Here is a 16726-nt window from a genome sequence, read left to right on the forward strand (position 1 = left end):
TATTATGAAGAAGATATATATGAAACCGGAGATGCAGACCGTGGTGCTGCAACATCAGGGCCACCTGATGACTACTAGTGGTGAAGCGCAGGCATTGGGAGGTCCCAATGCTGAGAAATTCATCTTAGATCCCGACGACGATTTGAAGGATGATGATGTCCTGAGATAACAGCCCCTTATAACCCCCTCCAACGGCTCCCGAAGCACATCTGCCTCAGGAGCCGTTATTTTATTGTTTTGTATAGTATTTTCAATTCTTATATTTCCTCCTTATAATACCCCTGAAAATTTGAGTTAACTAAAATCATGATTTGATTTAACTCGATTCATGATTTGAGTTAACTCGAACGATTAAATTAGTTAACGGGCCATTTTCGGCCCGTTTTTTTTGTTCACTTTTTTGTCTTACTTGAATTATCCATGGATATTTTTGTCTGCGACGCTACACGAATGACCATAAATGAGCAGTTTCATATTTCATGTTTAATGTTTAATCTTTAATGTTTAATATTTCATGTTTCATGTTTAATGTTTCATGTATTCACACCCCCAAAAACCTCACTCGAGTGAAATCATCGATTGAGCTCAAGTCATGAAATCACCCGAGTGAATTCATGATTTCAGCTATATAGGGTGAATTTTCTGCTTTTTCCTTGGCAAAATGGAGATGGTTACGCTTTTTTCTCGTCACCCAACTTTATCACAGCCACACGCAGAACTGATAAAAAGGAGTTTAACGGGAAGCGATATATCAAAGTACAATAAAAGCTGGCCACACGTGACCAGCTCTATATCTGAGTGAAAGAAATCAAGCGGCCGCTCGAACTTGTTCGCTTGCTACCAAAGGGACGCAAGAAGGTCGAATTGCTCATCATCACGCAGATGCCACCGTTCCGCACATCGTGGCTCTACTTGGTTTCTCCTTTTCACGCTGCAAAGATAGGTATTCTTAGGCGAATAACCAAGCATTCTGCCAATTTTCTTAAGAGGTTCCAGTCCCTAATCCTTCACGAGGGACCGGTGATTGACAGATATCACAGTCTATAATGCTGTACACGACAAGAAATCCTTTAGATGTTTGACGTATTCTTTCCTGTGCTTCAAGTATGACTCTGCATGTTCTGCTCCTTCGGTTATCCAAAGCTCTTTATTCGAGGACTTGGCATCATAAAGGCGGTGCACCATATCTGTAGGCACAAAGGTATCGGCAGCACCATGAATGAATAGCATCGGATAGGGAGACTTGCTAACCTCTTTGATGGGCGATGCCTCTCCAAAACTCCACCCATAGCGCAGTTTGCATATCAGACTTGTTGAGAACATCAATGGGAACTCCGGAAGATTAAACTGATTCTTCAGCTCACCTGAAAATTCATCCCAAACACTTGTATATCCGCAATCGTCTATAAAGCGAAGGTCCTTAATCTGCTCCGGCATTTTCTCGGCGGACATCATCATGGTAGTTGCAGCACCCATTGACACACCATGTACAACCATCGTGTCAGACTGAAACATGGATAACCAGTATAGGGCATCCTTCCTGTCAAGCCATCCCATCTGAATCACGTCACCCTCGCTTAGTCCGTGTGCATGAAGGTCTGGCATCACGACATTGTAATCTAGCTCCTTTTCGTAAATCCGTGCCAGCCACAGGAAGTCGATAGAACAATTACGCCATCCATGCAGTACCATAGCCGTTTTGCTTCCACCTTTTCTTATAAAGAGTGCATGGTGCTTTTCTCCCGTCGGCATGGTAACGAAAGTGTCTCTTAGCGCACCGCTTTTCCTCAAAGAGTCGATCCAAGGTTGTGTCTCTGGATAGGTTTTAAACTGTTCACGGAAACATTGGGCAGTATCAGTCCTTTCAGGATCAGGAGATAGGGAATAGTCAAGCATATAGAAACTGCCTCCGATGATACTAATAATGACTATCACCAGGACTGCTGATATACACCAGACTATAACCTTTTTCATATCTTCTCTATCTAAACTCAAATATCTCTGCAAAGATACGGAATTAAGAGCTTATTTGGGTATTTTTGCTGAGATATTTAAGTGTTTTTAGGTATATGCTTTTTTTTCCTGATATGAGATTGAAAATATTCTTCAAAAAGGTTGGCAGGTACCAGTCCCCTGGCAACCCCTGTATTTTTCTCAATCATTCAGATATCTATAGTTTCTCCCTCTTTCTTGATTTCCCAGAAGGAGATGCCTTTTTCATCTGTGAACTCTTTCATGCGCCAAGCGGATTCAAAGCCGCTGGACACGAAATGCATAGGCACAAAGAGACCAACCTTGAAGCGCTCTATGAACTGTCGGCCTCCAAGGGTATAGCCGTTGCCGATGCGCCCATCAACTGGGAACATCACCACATCAAAACTATCGGTAATCTTGCGGATATCCTTCAGCTCGCCCAAGTATTGCTTTTCATGGGCTATGGGGTCAATCTCTTCGTCAAACTCCTCACTATAGATGGTCTCGCCAGCCACGGCTTCTGGCAGGAACCGCGCATACCAGTTGTTCAAGTCGCCGGCATGGAAGATACTTTTCCCCTCTGTCTCTACTATCCACGAAACACCGCTGTCTGTGCTGCCTAATGCCCATACGGACAAAGTGTCGTCTGACCACGCTCCGCCCTTGGCCAACCATACGTCTGCATCTTCCTTATTGGCTCTCCGATGCTTGTAGATGTCCTTAGAAAGGATATAGGTAATGTTCTCATGTTGCTTTCGCCATTCGAAGATGGCACTATTGAAATGGTCTTCGTGGAAGTGGCTGGAGAAGACATAGACATGCTTATCCTTCTTCAGGAACGGTGGCACAATGCCACTCAGGTCCAACCAGTAGTCGAATATCAGGATGGACTTTTCTGTTTCTAGCACAAAACCGCTATGGAAGATGTAGGTCAGCGTCATTGTTGTAGCATTTCACAGAGTTTATCTTCTCTGATAATTTTAGGAGCTGATTTGCCAGCCAACACCAAAACTTTCTTACCGTTGCGGTAGATATGGAGTTGGCGGGAACGGACTACGGCCGTCAGCTCAGCATCATCCTGCATAGCTATCCAAAGAGGATGATATAAGCCATCCTCTTCAAATAGCTTCTTCTGCAGATGAGAGCACATGTTTCTCGTGTCAATGACCATCATTAACCTTGCTACTCCTTGAACTTACCTTTCAACCATAGTTTCCAGTATTTCCAACCTCCTGTTGTCCAGGACATCAGGGGACAGATACTGTTTTAAAAACCAAACTTTTTGGATTAAAAGTGAGACAATTTAACAATCCTTGTCTATTGATTGCATTTACACGCAGCATTCATGCCCTGTTTTCAATGTAAATTGCGACAGGGCTCTGCTGTGATGTAAGATTCAATGCTTAGCGAGTTCCATAACAACAATCAGTGTATGGCGTTTATCGTCTGCGGCGATGTTTTTCTGATGTTTACGGGTGCAGCCGCACTGGCTCTCCTCAGCAGTGTGCTATGTTTTATGATTATTTCTTTGTTATTTAAAAGGATTTGATTAACTTTGCAGCCATCAAGGGAAGACTGCGTTCTGCGGCTATTCTTCAGCCAATGTTCCAACATCTATCCCGTGAGGCTGGCCTTCAGTGGTTTCAGCCTCTTTCTTTTGCCTATTACATGCAGGCTTGTCACGTGTCGGGTCATACTTCTCTCCACTTTTCCAAAGGCTGTATATGAGCAGTAGTAGCTTGCGCATAGTGGCTGTTACTCCAATCATTTTCGACTGTGTATTCCTGTCACATAGGCGCCCATAGAAATCTTTCATCTGAGGATTACACTGAGTGCTGACAATGGCAGGAAAATAGAGTGCCGTTCTGATGTGTACGTTGCCCTGCTTTGAGATGTGGCGCTTAGGGTCAACAGGTCCTGACTGATGTGCAGGAACGTCAAGCCCTGCATATCTGGCTAACTGCTTACGATTTGTTATCAACGCAAAGCCATTAGTCTCTGCAACCACGGCAACTACAGTCATAAACCCTATGCCGTTGATGGTTGTGATACGGTCAATACGCTCTGACAGTCCGGGCTCCTGCTTGATCTTCTCGCGGATGGCCTTCTGATTACTGTCCAGCTGTTTGTCTATCTCGTTGATAAGTTTGTTATAGTGCTTGACGATGCTCTTCTCCGCTATCTCGCTGTGTGCGAGTGCCTCCAGATGGTTCCTCAACTGTGTCTTGACCTTGTTGATGTCGGCCACGAAACGCGTCATCTGTCGCAGTTCCCTATAGATAGGAGATGGCGGTGCCCAAGGTTTGAGGCGCTTGTCCAAGCACCCAAGCATCCCAAGAGTATAGGCATCCATGTCATCGGTCTTTGTAAGGATGCCTTCGTACTTAGCAAACTCACGGGCCTTATTAGGCAACACAACACAGACGTCCAGGCCGAGTTTACTCAGATGAGCTGCCAGCTGCTCATAATAGACACCAGTGGGTTCCATCACATAGCGCAAAGGATAGCCCTTCAGAGCCTCCTTACGACTCCATTTGACGAACTGGTTGAAACCAGTCTTGTCGTTGTTAAACACTACAGGGTCGGTAGAGCATCCCTGATCGAACTCATACATACACAGGCAGGCCGTGAACGTACCCTTTGCAATGTCGATTCCCACGCACTGCATAAACCACTTGCCAGGTTCGAAATTCGGTTTCATACGGTTTGAATTTTAAGTTAATAATGTTGATGATTATAGCCTCAAATCCTCACCGCCTTTCCTCTTGTATATACTCTGAATCATCCCCTGCCATACCTGAGCGATGTCCTCTGATACTTCGTCCTGGCTCCAAAGATCTGAAAAATGAGGGTGGAAGCTTATTCTGTCCCACGATATAGTCTCTACTTATCTAGGCGAGTGTCTTCTCACCCTCAACGGCATAAATCTCTAGCAAAGCTACAAAACTTAAACCGTATTGCATCCATCTGCAAGAATTATTTCATGAAAATGGAACAATCTCTATAATCGGATGCAAAGGTAAGAGACGAGTGTCTTGCTCCTGATGACCTTTATATAATCTTATCAATAATGAGAAGGTCGTTTCAGAAACATGCTGCCAGCATTTCTTTGCCCAACTTATGGATGTGGGCGAGGATGGCACTCTCACGTTCGGCAGAAGGCTTTTTGAAACCATTGATGTAATTACGTAACAGGGTGGCATTCATGCCCAGGGAACGGGCAAACTCGGCCACATTGATTTCCTTATGGGTAAGGAAGAATCGTTGCAGGGGCGTTGGCTCGTTATCGTCATAAGCGAAACTCTCGAAACTGATGTCTTCGTCAAGTCCACGCCAATGGATACCGTCGAAACCAAAAGTGTAGGCTGCCCTTTCTTCGTCGGTAGCCGTTCGCAACTTAGGATACCAGAGGAGCGACTGGCTGTACTCATGTCCTTCCTCGTCACGGCCGTAAATGTGTTCGGCATCGAACCAAATCTCCTTAATCTTCATAGGCTTGTCCTCCTTTATTTATTGAAATGTTCGTTCCAACGTTTGATTATGATGTCAGCATTCTCGTCAATCACAGTTTTGATTTTGCGAAAATCGTTCGATTTGATGCCCTGCTTCTCGGTAAGAACAAATTCCGTGCCGTTCCACTCGAATTTGGCCATACCTCCATTGCCCTCTACGTGGATGTGCAGCGGCTCATGTTCCTTACTGTAGAAGAAAAACGAGAATCCAAAGAATCTGAATACTTCAGGCATATTTCCTTTGTTTTTTTATTCTTTCGCAAAGATAGGAATTATTTTTGATACCACGAGCGTTTTGGCTAATTTTTTGCTATGATTTAACAATTCAACGATCATGAGAAGGGAACCAATGTACTGATTCATTGCTTCATTACTCTATGGTTTTTAAGTTGTTAACCTATGGTTTACGATGTGTTAACCTATGGTTTACGATGTATAAGTCTGTGGTTTACTAAAAGGATCTGTTCCTAATGAACATTGTCTGGCTTGTATTTCTTCTGTATAGGCTATGCGAATCAGATTCTGATGCAATGAAATTCATGTCACAACTTTTTTGTGTTTTCACTAATTCAGCTTCTAGCCTGCAGAGAGTGACAAGGTTTTCTGTACGATGTAAACGATGTTGACAAGCAATTCAGTTTAACCCGGTGAAAACTGTCAAGTGAGTTTAGGAAAAGGCACAAATTCAGCTTCTAGCCTGCTCTTAGGCAGCAATCACTCTGCTCCTAGGCTGCTCCTAGGCTGCTCCTAGGCTGCTCCGTGGAGCACTCACGAAGCAGGCTAGAGTATGGTTAGAGTATGGCTAGAAGCAGGCTAGAGTATGGCTAGATTATGGCTAGAGTATGGCTAAAGCGATGGAAAAGGTCTGATGTCTGAGGGCTGAGGGCGGATGATGTAAGATGGAAGATGTAAGAGGGAAGAGGGCGGAAGATGGCTGAGGGCTGAGGGATGATGGAAGATTTTCAAAAAAAGTTTCGTAAATATTTTGGTGTGTAACTAAAATTAGTTACTTTTGCGTCTACCTATTTAGACGCAAACGGATATTTAAAGAAAAAGGAGGAATAATTATGGGATTTCTGAAGTACAAAGGTTACACGGGAAGTGTGGAGTATAGTGAAGAAGATAATTGTCTGTTTGGGAAAGTGCAAGGCATGAGCAAGCATACGATTACTTATGAAGGACAAACACTGAATGAGCTGAGACAGGACTTTGAGGGTGCTGTTGAGGATTATTTGGCTTCTTGCGCTGAACGTGGAGTAGAACCATGTAAGCCGTATAGCGGAACGTTTAATGTAAGGGTCTCTCCCGAAATCCATAGTGCGATTGCTGCTATGGCTCAGCAGGCTGGGGTTACAATTAATGCATTTGTACGCCAGGTTTTGGCCAAAGAGGCGAAATTGGCGTATTAAGGCTGAGGGCTGATGGCGGGAGATGTAAGAGGGAAGATGTAAGATGTCTGATGTCTGATGTCTGATGTCTGAAGGCTGAATGCTGAGGGCTGAGGGAAAATGAAGTTGCTTCTAAAAAAATACAACAAGAATCATTGGAATTGATAGAAAAGTATTACTTTTGTAGCAGATTATATAATTTTTACCTTATGAAAGCAGTTTATTACGATTTTCGACAGTTATTTTGCGTCGTCATTCTTTCGCTAGTTTCATTGTCTGTCTATAGCCAGAGTGAGATTAGTTTTACGAACAAGGCTGTGTTCTCGAAAACAGGGAACATGAATGTCACAAGATTAATCACCTTGCTTCCTGCACCTGTTACAAATGAGTATCAGGAGATTAGTATGTTGGAATCAAACTGTGGTACGTTTATTGATGCTAACGCCACTAATAAGGTGTTGTTCTACGATGGCACTTTTGAAGGCAAAAGTCTTAGTGTTTATGAGTCATTCAAATACAAGACAAAAACGGTACAGATAGATTTCAATGACAAGTCGAAAAAGAATATATGTACTGATGTAGATCCGGATGAATATCTCGATAGTGATGGCTACTATATTGATCTTGATAACAATACCATCAAGCAAATTGGGGATCAATTGTGGGGTCAGTCCTCTGACATCCTGGACTATGCGAAGCGCTGTTATGAATATGTGGCCGAAAACTATAGCTATATCAATGGCAGCTGGCGTACACTTGCTGAAATCCTTCGGGCAGGAGGAGGTGAATGTGGAGACTTTTCGACATTGTTTGTCAATCTGATGAGATATAAGGGGATTCCCGCCCGTCATAATATGGGTGTATGGGTGAATGGTGGCTATCATGTGTGGCCAGACTTCTATCATGAAGATTATGGATGGATTCCTACAGACCCGACATTCAAGAATTCCAACCCTAATGGAGATTATTTTGGAAGATATGACGGAAATCTGATTATTCTAAGTCAGGGAATGACTCAATTTTCCAGGGCTGGTATTAATTTGTGGGATAAACCATTGCAGTCCTTCTATTACTGGTATTGGTACAATGAGGGCTCTGGAAACATTACTGCTGAACATAAAACAAGCAAAGACTATCAGGTTAATGAAATTGATAACGTGGAGATATGTGAAAGGAAAACGGAACCAGTCTATAATCTGATGGGGATAAGACAAAAAGGACTTAGCCGCGGTATAAATATAGTGAATGGTAAGAAAGTGCTTATGAAATAACTTCGTAAATTCAAAGGCTTGGGGACAAAAAAAGAGCCTTCACCGAAACTGCATGACAAACAGATGATTGCAGCGATGGTGAAGGCTCATTTTATATAATCGTTTTTTTTATTCGTACATCTTGGCTTTCTGCTCCTTGATGGCCTCGTCGTAGATATAGTCATCAATTTTCTTGCAATTTCGCTGCAAAAGTACGAAAAATCGGGCAGAATTATGTATTTTTGCCCCAGCAAAACCGATTTTCAGTAAAGAAATGGCTTGGAAACTCAAATATCGCTGTAGCCAGTGTGGCTACGAAGCCGAGGTGTACGAAGGCAGAGGACTCTTCCGCCAAGAGATACGTGCCGTGTCGTGTCCCGACTGCAAGAGCATCCAGAACATTGTGGTGGGCGGTATCATTGCAGACGTGGCACCCTCGTACAGAAGCGAGGTCGGCAGGCTCTGTTTACAGTGCGGCAGCGATAATATCCGACTATGGGATGGGCATACTTGTCCTAAGTGCCAGGGTGAAATGCATCAGACCGGAGAAAAAGAGTTTTGGACCTAAAGAACTGACAGAATTTCTTTCCAATGTTTAAGGGAGTTTTAAGGAATGTCAGTCATGTTTAATTGAGTTTAAGGAATTGTCAGCATCGTTTAATCGAGTTTAAAATCCTTGCCATCTTGACAAGATTACGAGCGCTTTTATTCTTGGGCATGTACTTTGCTTATTTGTAGGTGAAAGCCGGAGCGAAAGGCCACGGGTAGGCGAGCTTGCTCGGGAATGAGCCGAGGCGATCAAGATTTAGAGCCCCTTGATAAGGGGCGGCTATAATGCAGGGATTGTTAAACTTTTAAACTTATAAATAGGAGGTATTGATTATGTTACCAGTAATGTTTCAGAACAGTTGGATGCCAACAGTATTTGAGGATTTCTTTAACAATGATTGGATGCCTCGTGCCAACAGTACAGCACCCGCAGTCAATGTCAAGGAGAGTGAAAAGGCCTACACCATGGAACTTGCAGCTCCAGGCATTAAGAAAGAATATTGCCGCGTAGGCATCAACGACGAGGGCAACCTCACCATCGCCATTGAGAACAAACAGGAACACAAGCATGAGGACAGTCACCGCCACTACCTGCACCGTGAGTTCAGCTACTCGAACTACGAGCAGAACTACACACTGCCTGATGATGTGGTCCGCGACAAGATTTCTGCCAAGGTAGAGGACGGCATATTGACTATCACCATGCCAAAGTCCGAGCCGAAGGAGAAAGTCACCAAGGCCATTGAGGTCTCGTAAACAGTTCGTCTTGTTAAATAGTAAATCCCTGACTTGCTGATGCAGGCCAGGGATTCTTGTTAATATATGGAATGGCACTAAGCCATGAAGTGACGGATATGACGGGCTGTTGTCACCTTAGCGTCGTAAATGATGGTCAGTTCACGCTTGCGGGGGTTCCACTTCGTGTCAATCACACCCTTCATATGGTTGGCCTTTTTAGCCAGTTTCTTGTGAGAGTCATGACGTCCAAGAACGAGCGTGCAAGACTTGATTTCTGGACGATAGGCATGTCTGTGATTCCTGTCGAAATGAGATGTCTTCATCTCAACGCGGTCGAAGTGAGAAACCTTCTTATTCTTAGCCGTGGCCGGCGCTGCTGCTGTGATGGTCATTAACATCAGTGCTGCTATCATCTTTATAGTCTTCATAATCAAATCTCCTATACTTTAATTAGACATTTGTTTCTTAATCACAGTGCAAAGATAAGGCGATTTCTTGGGATATGAAAGTGAAAATTCCTAATTGGTAGGGGACTTATCCCTAAATATGCTTAGGGATTTCCCCTTGATGGATATGTCCAGAAATAATATCTTCTGAACATATCTGGTTACTATGTTTCCATTATTCTAGTCCTCTGGCCACGGTTCGAACTCTAGTTCAAGTTCCACCCAACGGGGATCCTCGTGAACAGTTGAAGACTTTTGGTTGGCTACTCCTAGTCCTAACAAACGGATGGGATGCGAATGAAATTCTACATCGCCCATCAGTTGTTTAGCCAATGGAAGAATATCTTCCTTTGTCCTGAGGATATGGTCAACAGTTACGCTGCGTGTGATTTGCTGAAAGTCCTGGAATTTTACTTTGAGTGTCAAGGTATGCCCTTCAAAGTCAGCCTTCTCAATTCGGCGTACTAGCTCCAGGACAGTATGATACAGATGAATGGTGACAGCAGCATTGTCGAAGATATCCTTCTCAAAAGTCCGTTCACAGCTGACCGATTTGCGCTCCCATTCAGATATGACGGGGCGTGTATCAATGCCGTTGGCAAAATCGTGGAACACGCTGCCCATCTTACCAAATTCCTGATTCAAACGAGCAAGTGACACCTTTCTCAAGTCTGCTCCGGTAAAGATGCCCATGCGGTGCATCTTCTCAGCCGTCTTGTTGCCAACACCCCAAATCTTCTCCACCTTCAGTTGAGCGATGAAATCCAAAGCCCGGTCAGGATGGATAACTGTCAAGCCATCCGGTTTACGCCAGTCAGAGGCAATTTTCGCCAGGAACTTGCAGTAACTCACGCCAGCAGAGGCAGTCAGTCCTGTCGTCTCCAAAATACGCTGCTTGATTTCCCTTGCTATCTCAACACCCAAATCGATTCCTTTCTTATTCTCCGTCACATCAAGGAATGCCTCGTCAAGCGAGATTGGTTCGATGAGATCCGTATAATCGTGAAATATTCCATGTAACTGCGCCGACACCTCCTTATACCGCTGGAAATGTGGTTCCACAATGATGAGCTGCGGACAGAGTCTTTTGGCCACCTGTATGGACTGGGCAGAATGAACGCCGAAACGACGTGCCTCATAGCTTGCTGTTGATACCACACCACGCTCTGCATCGTGGCCAACAGCTATTGGCTTGCCTTTCAGTTCTGGATTGTCACGCTGTTCTACAGCTGCAAAGAACTGGTCCATGTCCACATGAATAATCTTCATTGCTGCAAAGGTACAAAACAAAAAGAATAATAGCAGCTACAATCACTTTGGAATGTAGCTGCATTTGCTATAGTGGATAGGGGAATAATATTATTCGTACATCTTGGCTTTCTGCTCCTTGATGGCCTCGTCGTAGATATAGTCATCATAGCTCATGAGCTTGTCGATGGTGCCCTTAGGCGTGAGCTCGATGATGCGGTCGGCCACGGTATTGATGAACTCGTGGTCGTGAGAGGCAAAGAGGATATTGCCCTTGAACTGGATCAGGTTGTTGTTGAAAGCCTGAATAGACTCCAGGTCGAGGTGGTTGGTGGGGGTGTCGAGAATCAGACAGTTGGCATTCTTCAACTGCATGCGGGCAATCATACAACGCATCTTCTCACCACCGCTGAGCACGTTGACATGCTTCAGCACGTCCTCTTCCTTGAAGAGCATACGACCGAGGAACGACTTCATGGTGACTTCGTTGCCGGGTCCCCACTGGCTGAGCCAGTCGACGAGGTTCATCTCGCTCTGGAAGAAATCGGTATTGTCGAGGGGCAGGTAGGCGGTGGTGATGGTAACACCCCACTTATAGGTACCGGCCTGGGCCTCACGGTTGCCATTGATAATCTCGAAGAGGGCGGTCATAGCCTTGGGGTTGTGAGACAGGAACACGGTCTTCTGACCCTTCTCGATGGTGAAGTTCACGTTGTCGAAGAGGACGGTGCCATCGGCATCTACGGCCTTCAGTCCTTCTACCTCGAGAATCTGTGTACCAGGCTCGCGCTCCATCTGGAAGATGATGCCGGGATACTTACGTGTAGAGGGTGTAATCTCCTCAACATTAAGCTTTTCGAGCATCTTCTTTCGAGAAGTGGTTTGCTTTGATTTTGCCACGTTGGCAGAGAAACGACGGATGAATTCCTCGAGCTGCTTGCGCTTCTCCTCGGCCTTCATCTTCTGGTTCTGGGCCTGGCGCAGAGCCAGCTGACTAGACTCGTACCAGAATGAGTAGTTACCTGAGAAGAGGGTCACCTTACCGAAGTCGATATCTACGGTCTGGGTAGATACGGCATCGAGGAAGTGACGGTCGTGAGAGACCACGAGTACACACTGCTCCAGGCCGCTGAGGTACTCCTCAAGCCACTGTACGGTGTCGAGGTCGAGGTCGTTGGTGGGCTCGTCGAGCAACAGGTTGTCGGGGTGACCGAAGAGGGCCTTGGCCAGCATCACACGTACCTTCTCATTATTAGAGATATCTGACATTTGTGCATAGTGCACATCTTCCTTGATACCCAGGTTCTGAAGCAACTGGGCTGCCTCGCTCTCGGCTTCCCAGCCGTTCATCTCGGCAAACGCCATCTCCAGTTCAGCTGCGCGCACGCCATCCTCCTCGCTCATTTCGGGCTTGGCATAGAGGGCCTCGCGCTCCTTCATATTCTCCCACAGTGGTTGATGTCCCATCAGCACCGTGTTCATCACAGAGAATTCATCGTATTTGAAGTGGTCCTGCTCAAGCACACTCATGCGCTCGCCAGGCAGCATCTCGATAGTACCCTTGTTGGGCTCCAGCTCTCCGCTGATAGCACGGAGCAGGGTAGACTTACCGGCACCGTTGGCACCGATGATGCCGTAGATGTTACCACTTGTAAACTTCAGGTTCACGTCCTTGTAGAGAACCTTCTTACCAAATTGAATCGCCAGATTGGTTACTGTAATCATTTCGTTTCTTTTCTACTAACTTTGTTTTTTAATACTTCAAATTTCAGTTCCTCTTTCTCAGGATGCTTGTCGATAGCGATGGTGTCGCCCTGGGAAATGGTGTCGGCAAGGATCAGTTCGCAGATACCGTCCTCGATATAGTTCTGGATGGCACGCTTCAGGGGACGTGCACCAAACTGCACATCATAGCCCTTGGTGGCCACAAATTCCTTAGCGGCATCGCTGAGCTGAATCTGGTAGCCCATGTCGCCGATGCGCTTAAAGACACTTTTCAGTTCGACGTCGATGATACGCTTGATGGCGTCGAGGTCGAGCTGGTCGAAGGTGATGATCTCGTCGAGACGGTTGAGGAACTCGGGCGAGAACTGTTTTGAGAGGGCCTTCTGCACGATGCTGCGGGCGTGCTCGCGGTCTTTCTCGTTCATATTCAGACCAAAGGTGGAGGCGGTGAAGCCGATGCCGTTGCCAAACTCCTTGAGCTGGCGGGTGCCGGCATTGGAGGTCATGATAATCACCGTGTTGCGGAAGTCCACGAAACGGCCGTTGCCATCGGTCAGGCGTCCTTCGTCGAGCACCTGCAACAGGAGGTTGAACACGTTGCCGTGGGCCTTCTCAATCTCGTCGAGCAGCACGATAGAGTAGGGCTTGCGGCGCACGCGCTCGGTGAGCTGTCCGCCCTCCTCATAACCTACATAGCCCGGAGGCGCACCAATGAGGCGCGACACGTTGAAGGACTCGGTATATTCGCTCATGTCCACACGAATCAGGGCATCGGCAGAGCCAAACATCTGTTCGGCCAGTTTCTTGGCGAGGTAGGTCTTACCCACACCCGTAGGACCAAGGAACATGAAGGCGCCGATGGGATGGTTGGGGGCTTTCAGGCCCACACGGTTGCGCTGGATAGCCTTCACCATCTTGTCGATGGCATTATCCTGGGCAATGACGCACGACTTGAGCGTGGGTGCCATATTCTTCAGGCGCACACCCTCGTTCTCGGCCATACGCTGCACGGGGATGCCGGTCATCATCGATACCACGTCAGAGACCTCGGCTTCAGTTACCGTCTGACGTTTCTCGTTATTGTCCTCTGTCCAGGTTCTCTGCACCTCGGCCAACTGCTGTTCCAGTTGCACCTGGTTATCGCGATAGCTGGCTGCCAGTTCGTAGTTCTGATTGACCACAGCCTCGTGCTTCTTGTTTTTCACCTCGTCCAACTGCTTCTCGATAGCCTCGATTTCAGGTGGAATCTGCGCATTCTTTAAATGTACGCGCGCGCCAGTCTCGTCCATGGCGTCGATAGCCTTGTCGGGCTGGGCTCGGTCGGTGATATAACGCTCTGTCAAAGTGACACATGCGCGGATGGCATCATCGGTAAAGGTTACATGATGGTGCTCCTCGTAGCGGTCCTTGACATTATAGAGAATCTGCAGGGTCTGCTCCACATTGGTAGGTTCTACGAGCACCTTCTGGAAACGGCGCTCCAGGGCTCCGTCCTTCTCAATGCTGTTGCGGTACTCGTCGAGCGTGGTGGCACCAATACACTGGATAGTGCCGCGTGCCAGCGCAGGTTTCATGATATTGGCAGCATCCATACTGCCAGGCGTGCTGCCGGCACCGATGATGGTGTGGATCTCGTCGATGAAGACGATGATATTGGGGTTCTGTTCAATCTCCTTGAGCAGGGCACGGATACGCTCCTCGAACTGTCCGCGGTACTTGGTACCTGCCACGACGCCTGTCATGTCGAGGCTCACAATCCGCTTGTTGAAGAACATGGGTGAGCACTTGCGCTGGGCAATGAGCTGGGCCAGTCCCTCCACGATGGCACTCTTGCCCACACCGGGTTCGCCAATCAGGATGGGGTTATTCTTCTTGCGGCGACCCAGAATCTCCATCACGCGCTGTATCTCCTGTTCACGACCGACACATGGGTCGAGCTTGCCGTCGAGGGCAGCCTTCGTCAGGTCGGTAGAGAAATTATCAAGCACGGGAGTCTTTGATTTCTCCTTGGGCTTGTCGGTGGTGGTGTTGGAGGTTCGCTCATTCTTTTTGTACAGAGACTCTTCCTCGTCGTCCTCGGGCAGCATCAGGGCATCCTGGGGCTGGGGCGTCGGAGCAGGCTGTGACGCCTGTGGTGTCTGTGTCGGATTCTGGACATCCTTTGGCTTCAGGATATCCTGCACGTTGTCGTAGTTCATATTGTGCTCTTCCAACACCTTCCTGGCACCGTTGTTACCACGGTCGTGCAGGATAGCCAACAGCACGTGCTGCAGGTCTACAGACTCTACGTGCTGCAGGCGGGCCTCGAGAACGGCCAGCTTCAGGATGTTGGATGCGTTATCGTTGAGCTCCAGATTATCCGGGTTCTCAGGGTGAATGAATCCTTCACTCTGCTGCACATTCATCTCCAGGGAGAATTTGATGTCTTCTTTGTTGATATTCAGTCTTTTGAATACATCGCTCACAGGACCGTCGTTCTGTCGCATCATGCCCAGAAGGAGATGTTCCGGGGTCACGCTGGTGCTTGACAGGCGTGCGGCCTCTTCACGTGAAAAGGCGAGTATCTCTGAGACTTTTGGTGAAAATTGACTTGTCATTTACTTCCTTTCTTTCTGTTGGTTTGAAGGCTTTCCTGCAAATTGCGTGCCAGAGGAATGCCCCTTATGGCCACCTCTATGGGGCTTGCGGGACTTATGGGAGCCGTGCGACTTCTTTGGCTTGTTGCTCTTGTAGGTCGCATAGTCGGGACCTTCGCCCAGTCCCTCGGGCAAGGGGAGCTTCTCGATATCCTTCTGCAGGAAATGCTCGATGGGCTTGAAGAAGCGGAAATCGGCATCGCTCACAAAGGTGATGGCCTCACCATCGCGGGCAGCACGTGCCGTACGACCGATGCGGTGTACGTAGTCCTCGCTATCGTGTGGCACGTCGTAGTTGATAACCATACCGATATCGTCGATGTCAATGCCTCGTGCCACAATGTCGGTTGCCACCAGCACATCCACCTGTCCGGCCTTGAAGCGATACATCACGTCGTCGCGTTCCTGCTGGGTGAGGTCGGAGTGCATCGGGGCACAGTTGATCTTCATCTTCTGAAGGGTGCGGTTGATCTCCTTCACCTTTTCTTTCTTGCCACAGAAGATGATGACGCGCTTCAGGTCGCCCTTCTTGAAGATATCCTCGATGATACGCACCTTCTGGGGTTCGTAACAGATATAGGCCATCTGGTGGATCTTCTCGGCAGGACGGCTCACCTTGAGCTTCACCTCCACGGGATTCTTCAGCAGCGATACGGCCAGCTCGCGGATCTTGTCGGGCATGGTGGCCGAGAACATCACCTTCTGACAGGTGTCGGGCAACAGCTTGTTGATTTGCAGGATGTCCTCCATGAATCCCATGTCGAGCATACGGTCGGCCTCGTCTAATACAAAGAAGGATGTACGCGAGAGGTCGAGGTTGCCCACCTTCAGGTGACTGAGCAGGCGGCCGGGGGTAGCAATGACCACAGGGGCACCGCCACGCAGACTCTTAATCTCCTGGTCGAAACGCGAACCGTCGTTACCGCCATAGACGGCGATGCTGCTCACATTCTCCAGGTAGTAGGAAAAGCCCTCCATCGACTGGTCAATCTGCTGGGCCAGTTCGCGGGTGGGCGACATCACAATACAGTTGATGGCATCCTCGGGGAATCCGCCGTCGTCGAGCATGGAGAGAATAGGCAACAGATAGGCGGCTGTCTTACCAGTACCCGTCTGAGCTACGCCCAGCACGTCGTGACCATCAAGGATTTCGGGGATGCATCGCTCCTGAATGGGTGTCATCTCCTCGAAGTGCATGTCGTACAGCGCATCAAGGATATTATCGTTGAGATATGTTTCTTCAAATGTCATCTAATTGTC

At 47.4% G+C, this 16726-nt stretch carries 16 protein-coding genes; 5 read left to right on the top strand and 11 right to left on the bottom strand.

Going from position 1 to position 16726, the window contains the following annotated elements; all coding sequences use genetic code 11:
* Nucleotides 1-4 precede the first annotated feature (4 nt).
* Nucleotides 5-169, top strand: a complete 165-nt coding sequence (locus tag L6466_RS06600) for a hypothetical protein (RefSeq protein WP_237803396.1) — start codon at nucleotides 5-7, stop codon at nucleotides 167-169.
* 872 nt (nucleotides 170-1041) lie between these two features.
* Here L6466_RS06600 and L6466_RS06605 read toward each other — a convergent pair.
* The 6 genes from L6466_RS06605 to L6466_RS06630 form a co-directional block, all read right to left on the bottom strand.
* Nucleotides 1042-1974 (bottom strand): alpha/beta hydrolase, encoded by a 933-nt coding sequence (locus L6466_RS06605; RefSeq protein WP_091854317.1) that lies wholly within the window; start codon nucleotides 1972-1974, stop codon nucleotides 1042-1044.
* A gap of 188 nt (nucleotides 1975-2162) precedes the next feature.
* On the bottom strand, nucleotides 2163-2915 hold the full coding sequence (locus L6466_RS06610) for an MBL fold metallo-hydrolase (RefSeq protein WP_237803395.1): 753 nt from the start codon (nucleotides 2913-2915) through the stop codon (nucleotides 2163-2165).
* The gene (locus L6466_RS06615) at nucleotides 2912-3145 is read right to left on the bottom strand and encodes a CBS domain-containing protein (protein ID WP_237796659.1); all 234 of its coding nucleotides are present in this window, start codon (nucleotides 3143-3145) and stop codon (nucleotides 2912-2914) included. Before L6466_RS06615 ends, L6466_RS06610 begins: the two co-directional genes overlap by 4 nt.
* A 417-nt stretch (nucleotides 3146-3562) precedes the next feature.
* Nucleotides 3563-4675, bottom strand: coding sequence for an IS110 family RNA-guided transposase (locus L6466_RS06620; RefSeq protein ID WP_237802039.1), 1113 nt, complete (start codon nucleotides 4673-4675; stop codon nucleotides 3563-3565).
* A 383-nt stretch (nucleotides 4676-5058) separates the two neighbouring features.
* On the bottom strand, nucleotides 5059-5466 hold the full coding sequence (locus L6466_RS06625; RefSeq protein ID WP_091819315.1) for a DUF2442 domain-containing protein: 408 nt from the start codon (nucleotides 5464-5466) through the stop codon (nucleotides 5059-5061).
* A gap of 14 nt (nucleotides 5467-5480) precedes the next feature.
* A complete protein-coding gene (locus L6466_RS06630) occupies nucleotides 5481-5720 on the bottom strand; it encodes a DUF4160 domain-containing protein (protein ID WP_237803394.1) in 240 nt (79 codons plus the stop codon).
* A gap of 833 nt (nucleotides 5721-6553) precedes the next feature.
* Here L6466_RS06630 and L6466_RS06635 point away from each other — a divergent pair.
* From L6466_RS06635 to L6466_RS06650, 4 genes are all read left to right on the top strand, one after another.
* Nucleotides 6554-6895, top strand: a complete 342-nt coding sequence (locus tag L6466_RS06635; RefSeq protein ID WP_237803393.1) for a type II toxin-antitoxin system HicB family antitoxin — start codon at nucleotides 6554-6556, stop codon at nucleotides 6893-6895.
* 188 nt (nucleotides 6896-7083) lie between these two features.
* Complete coding sequence (locus L6466_RS06640) at nucleotides 7084-8145, top strand: transglutaminase-like domain-containing protein (protein WP_237813106.1); 1062 nt, start codon at nucleotides 7084-7086, stop codon at nucleotides 8143-8145.
* 253 nt (nucleotides 8146-8398) lie between these two features.
* Nucleotides 8399-8692: a hypothetical protein gene (locus tag L6466_RS06645; RefSeq protein WP_237803391.1), complete on the top strand. Its 294-nt coding sequence runs from the start codon at nucleotides 8399-8401 to the stop codon at nucleotides 8690-8692.
* A 314-nt stretch (nucleotides 8693-9006) separates the two neighbouring features.
* Entirely contained in the window at nucleotides 9007-9429 is a 423-nt protein-coding gene (locus tag L6466_RS06650) for an Hsp20/alpha crystallin family protein (protein WP_431356515.1), read from the top strand.
* Nucleotides 9430-9506: 77 nt separating this feature from the next.
* On the opposite strand, the gene L6466_RS06655 is transcribed toward L6466_RS06650, so the two are convergent.
* From L6466_RS06655 to L6466_RS06675, 5 genes are all read right to left on the bottom strand, one after another.
* Entirely contained in the window at nucleotides 9507-9839 is a 333-nt protein-coding gene (locus tag L6466_RS06655) for a hypothetical protein (RefSeq protein WP_237803389.1), read from the bottom strand.
* A gap of 198 nt (nucleotides 9840-10037) precedes the next feature.
* Nucleotides 10038-11126, bottom strand: a complete 1089-nt coding sequence (dinB, locus tag L6466_RS06660; RefSeq protein ID WP_237803388.1) for a DNA polymerase IV — start codon at nucleotides 11124-11126, stop codon at nucleotides 10038-10040.
* A 90-nt stretch (nucleotides 11127-11216) separates the two neighbouring features.
* Entirely contained in the window at nucleotides 11217-12830 is a 1614-nt protein-coding gene (locus tag L6466_RS06665; RefSeq protein WP_091818615.1) for an ABC-F family ATP-binding cassette domain-containing protein, read from the bottom strand.
* Nucleotides 12827-15427 carry an ATP-dependent Clp protease ATP-binding subunit gene (locus L6466_RS06670; RefSeq protein ID WP_237792823.1) on the bottom strand — a complete coding sequence of 867 codons (2601 nt, stop codon included), beginning with the start codon at nucleotides 15425-15427 and terminating at the stop codon, nucleotides 12827-12829. Before L6466_RS06670 ends, L6466_RS06665 begins: the two co-directional genes overlap by 4 nt.
* Nucleotides 15428-16717 carry a DEAD/DEAH box helicase gene (locus L6466_RS06675; RefSeq protein WP_237792822.1) on the bottom strand — a complete coding sequence of 430 codons (1290 nt, stop codon included), beginning with the start codon at nucleotides 16715-16717 and terminating at the stop codon, nucleotides 15428-15430.
* Between the last annotated feature and the right edge of the window lie 9 nt (nucleotides 16718-16726).

Origin of the sequence: Prevotella communis, assembly GCF_022024175.1 — a bacterium.
GTDB classification, from domain to species: Bacteria; Bacteroidota; Bacteroidia; order Bacteroidales; family Bacteroidaceae; genus Prevotella; species Prevotella communis.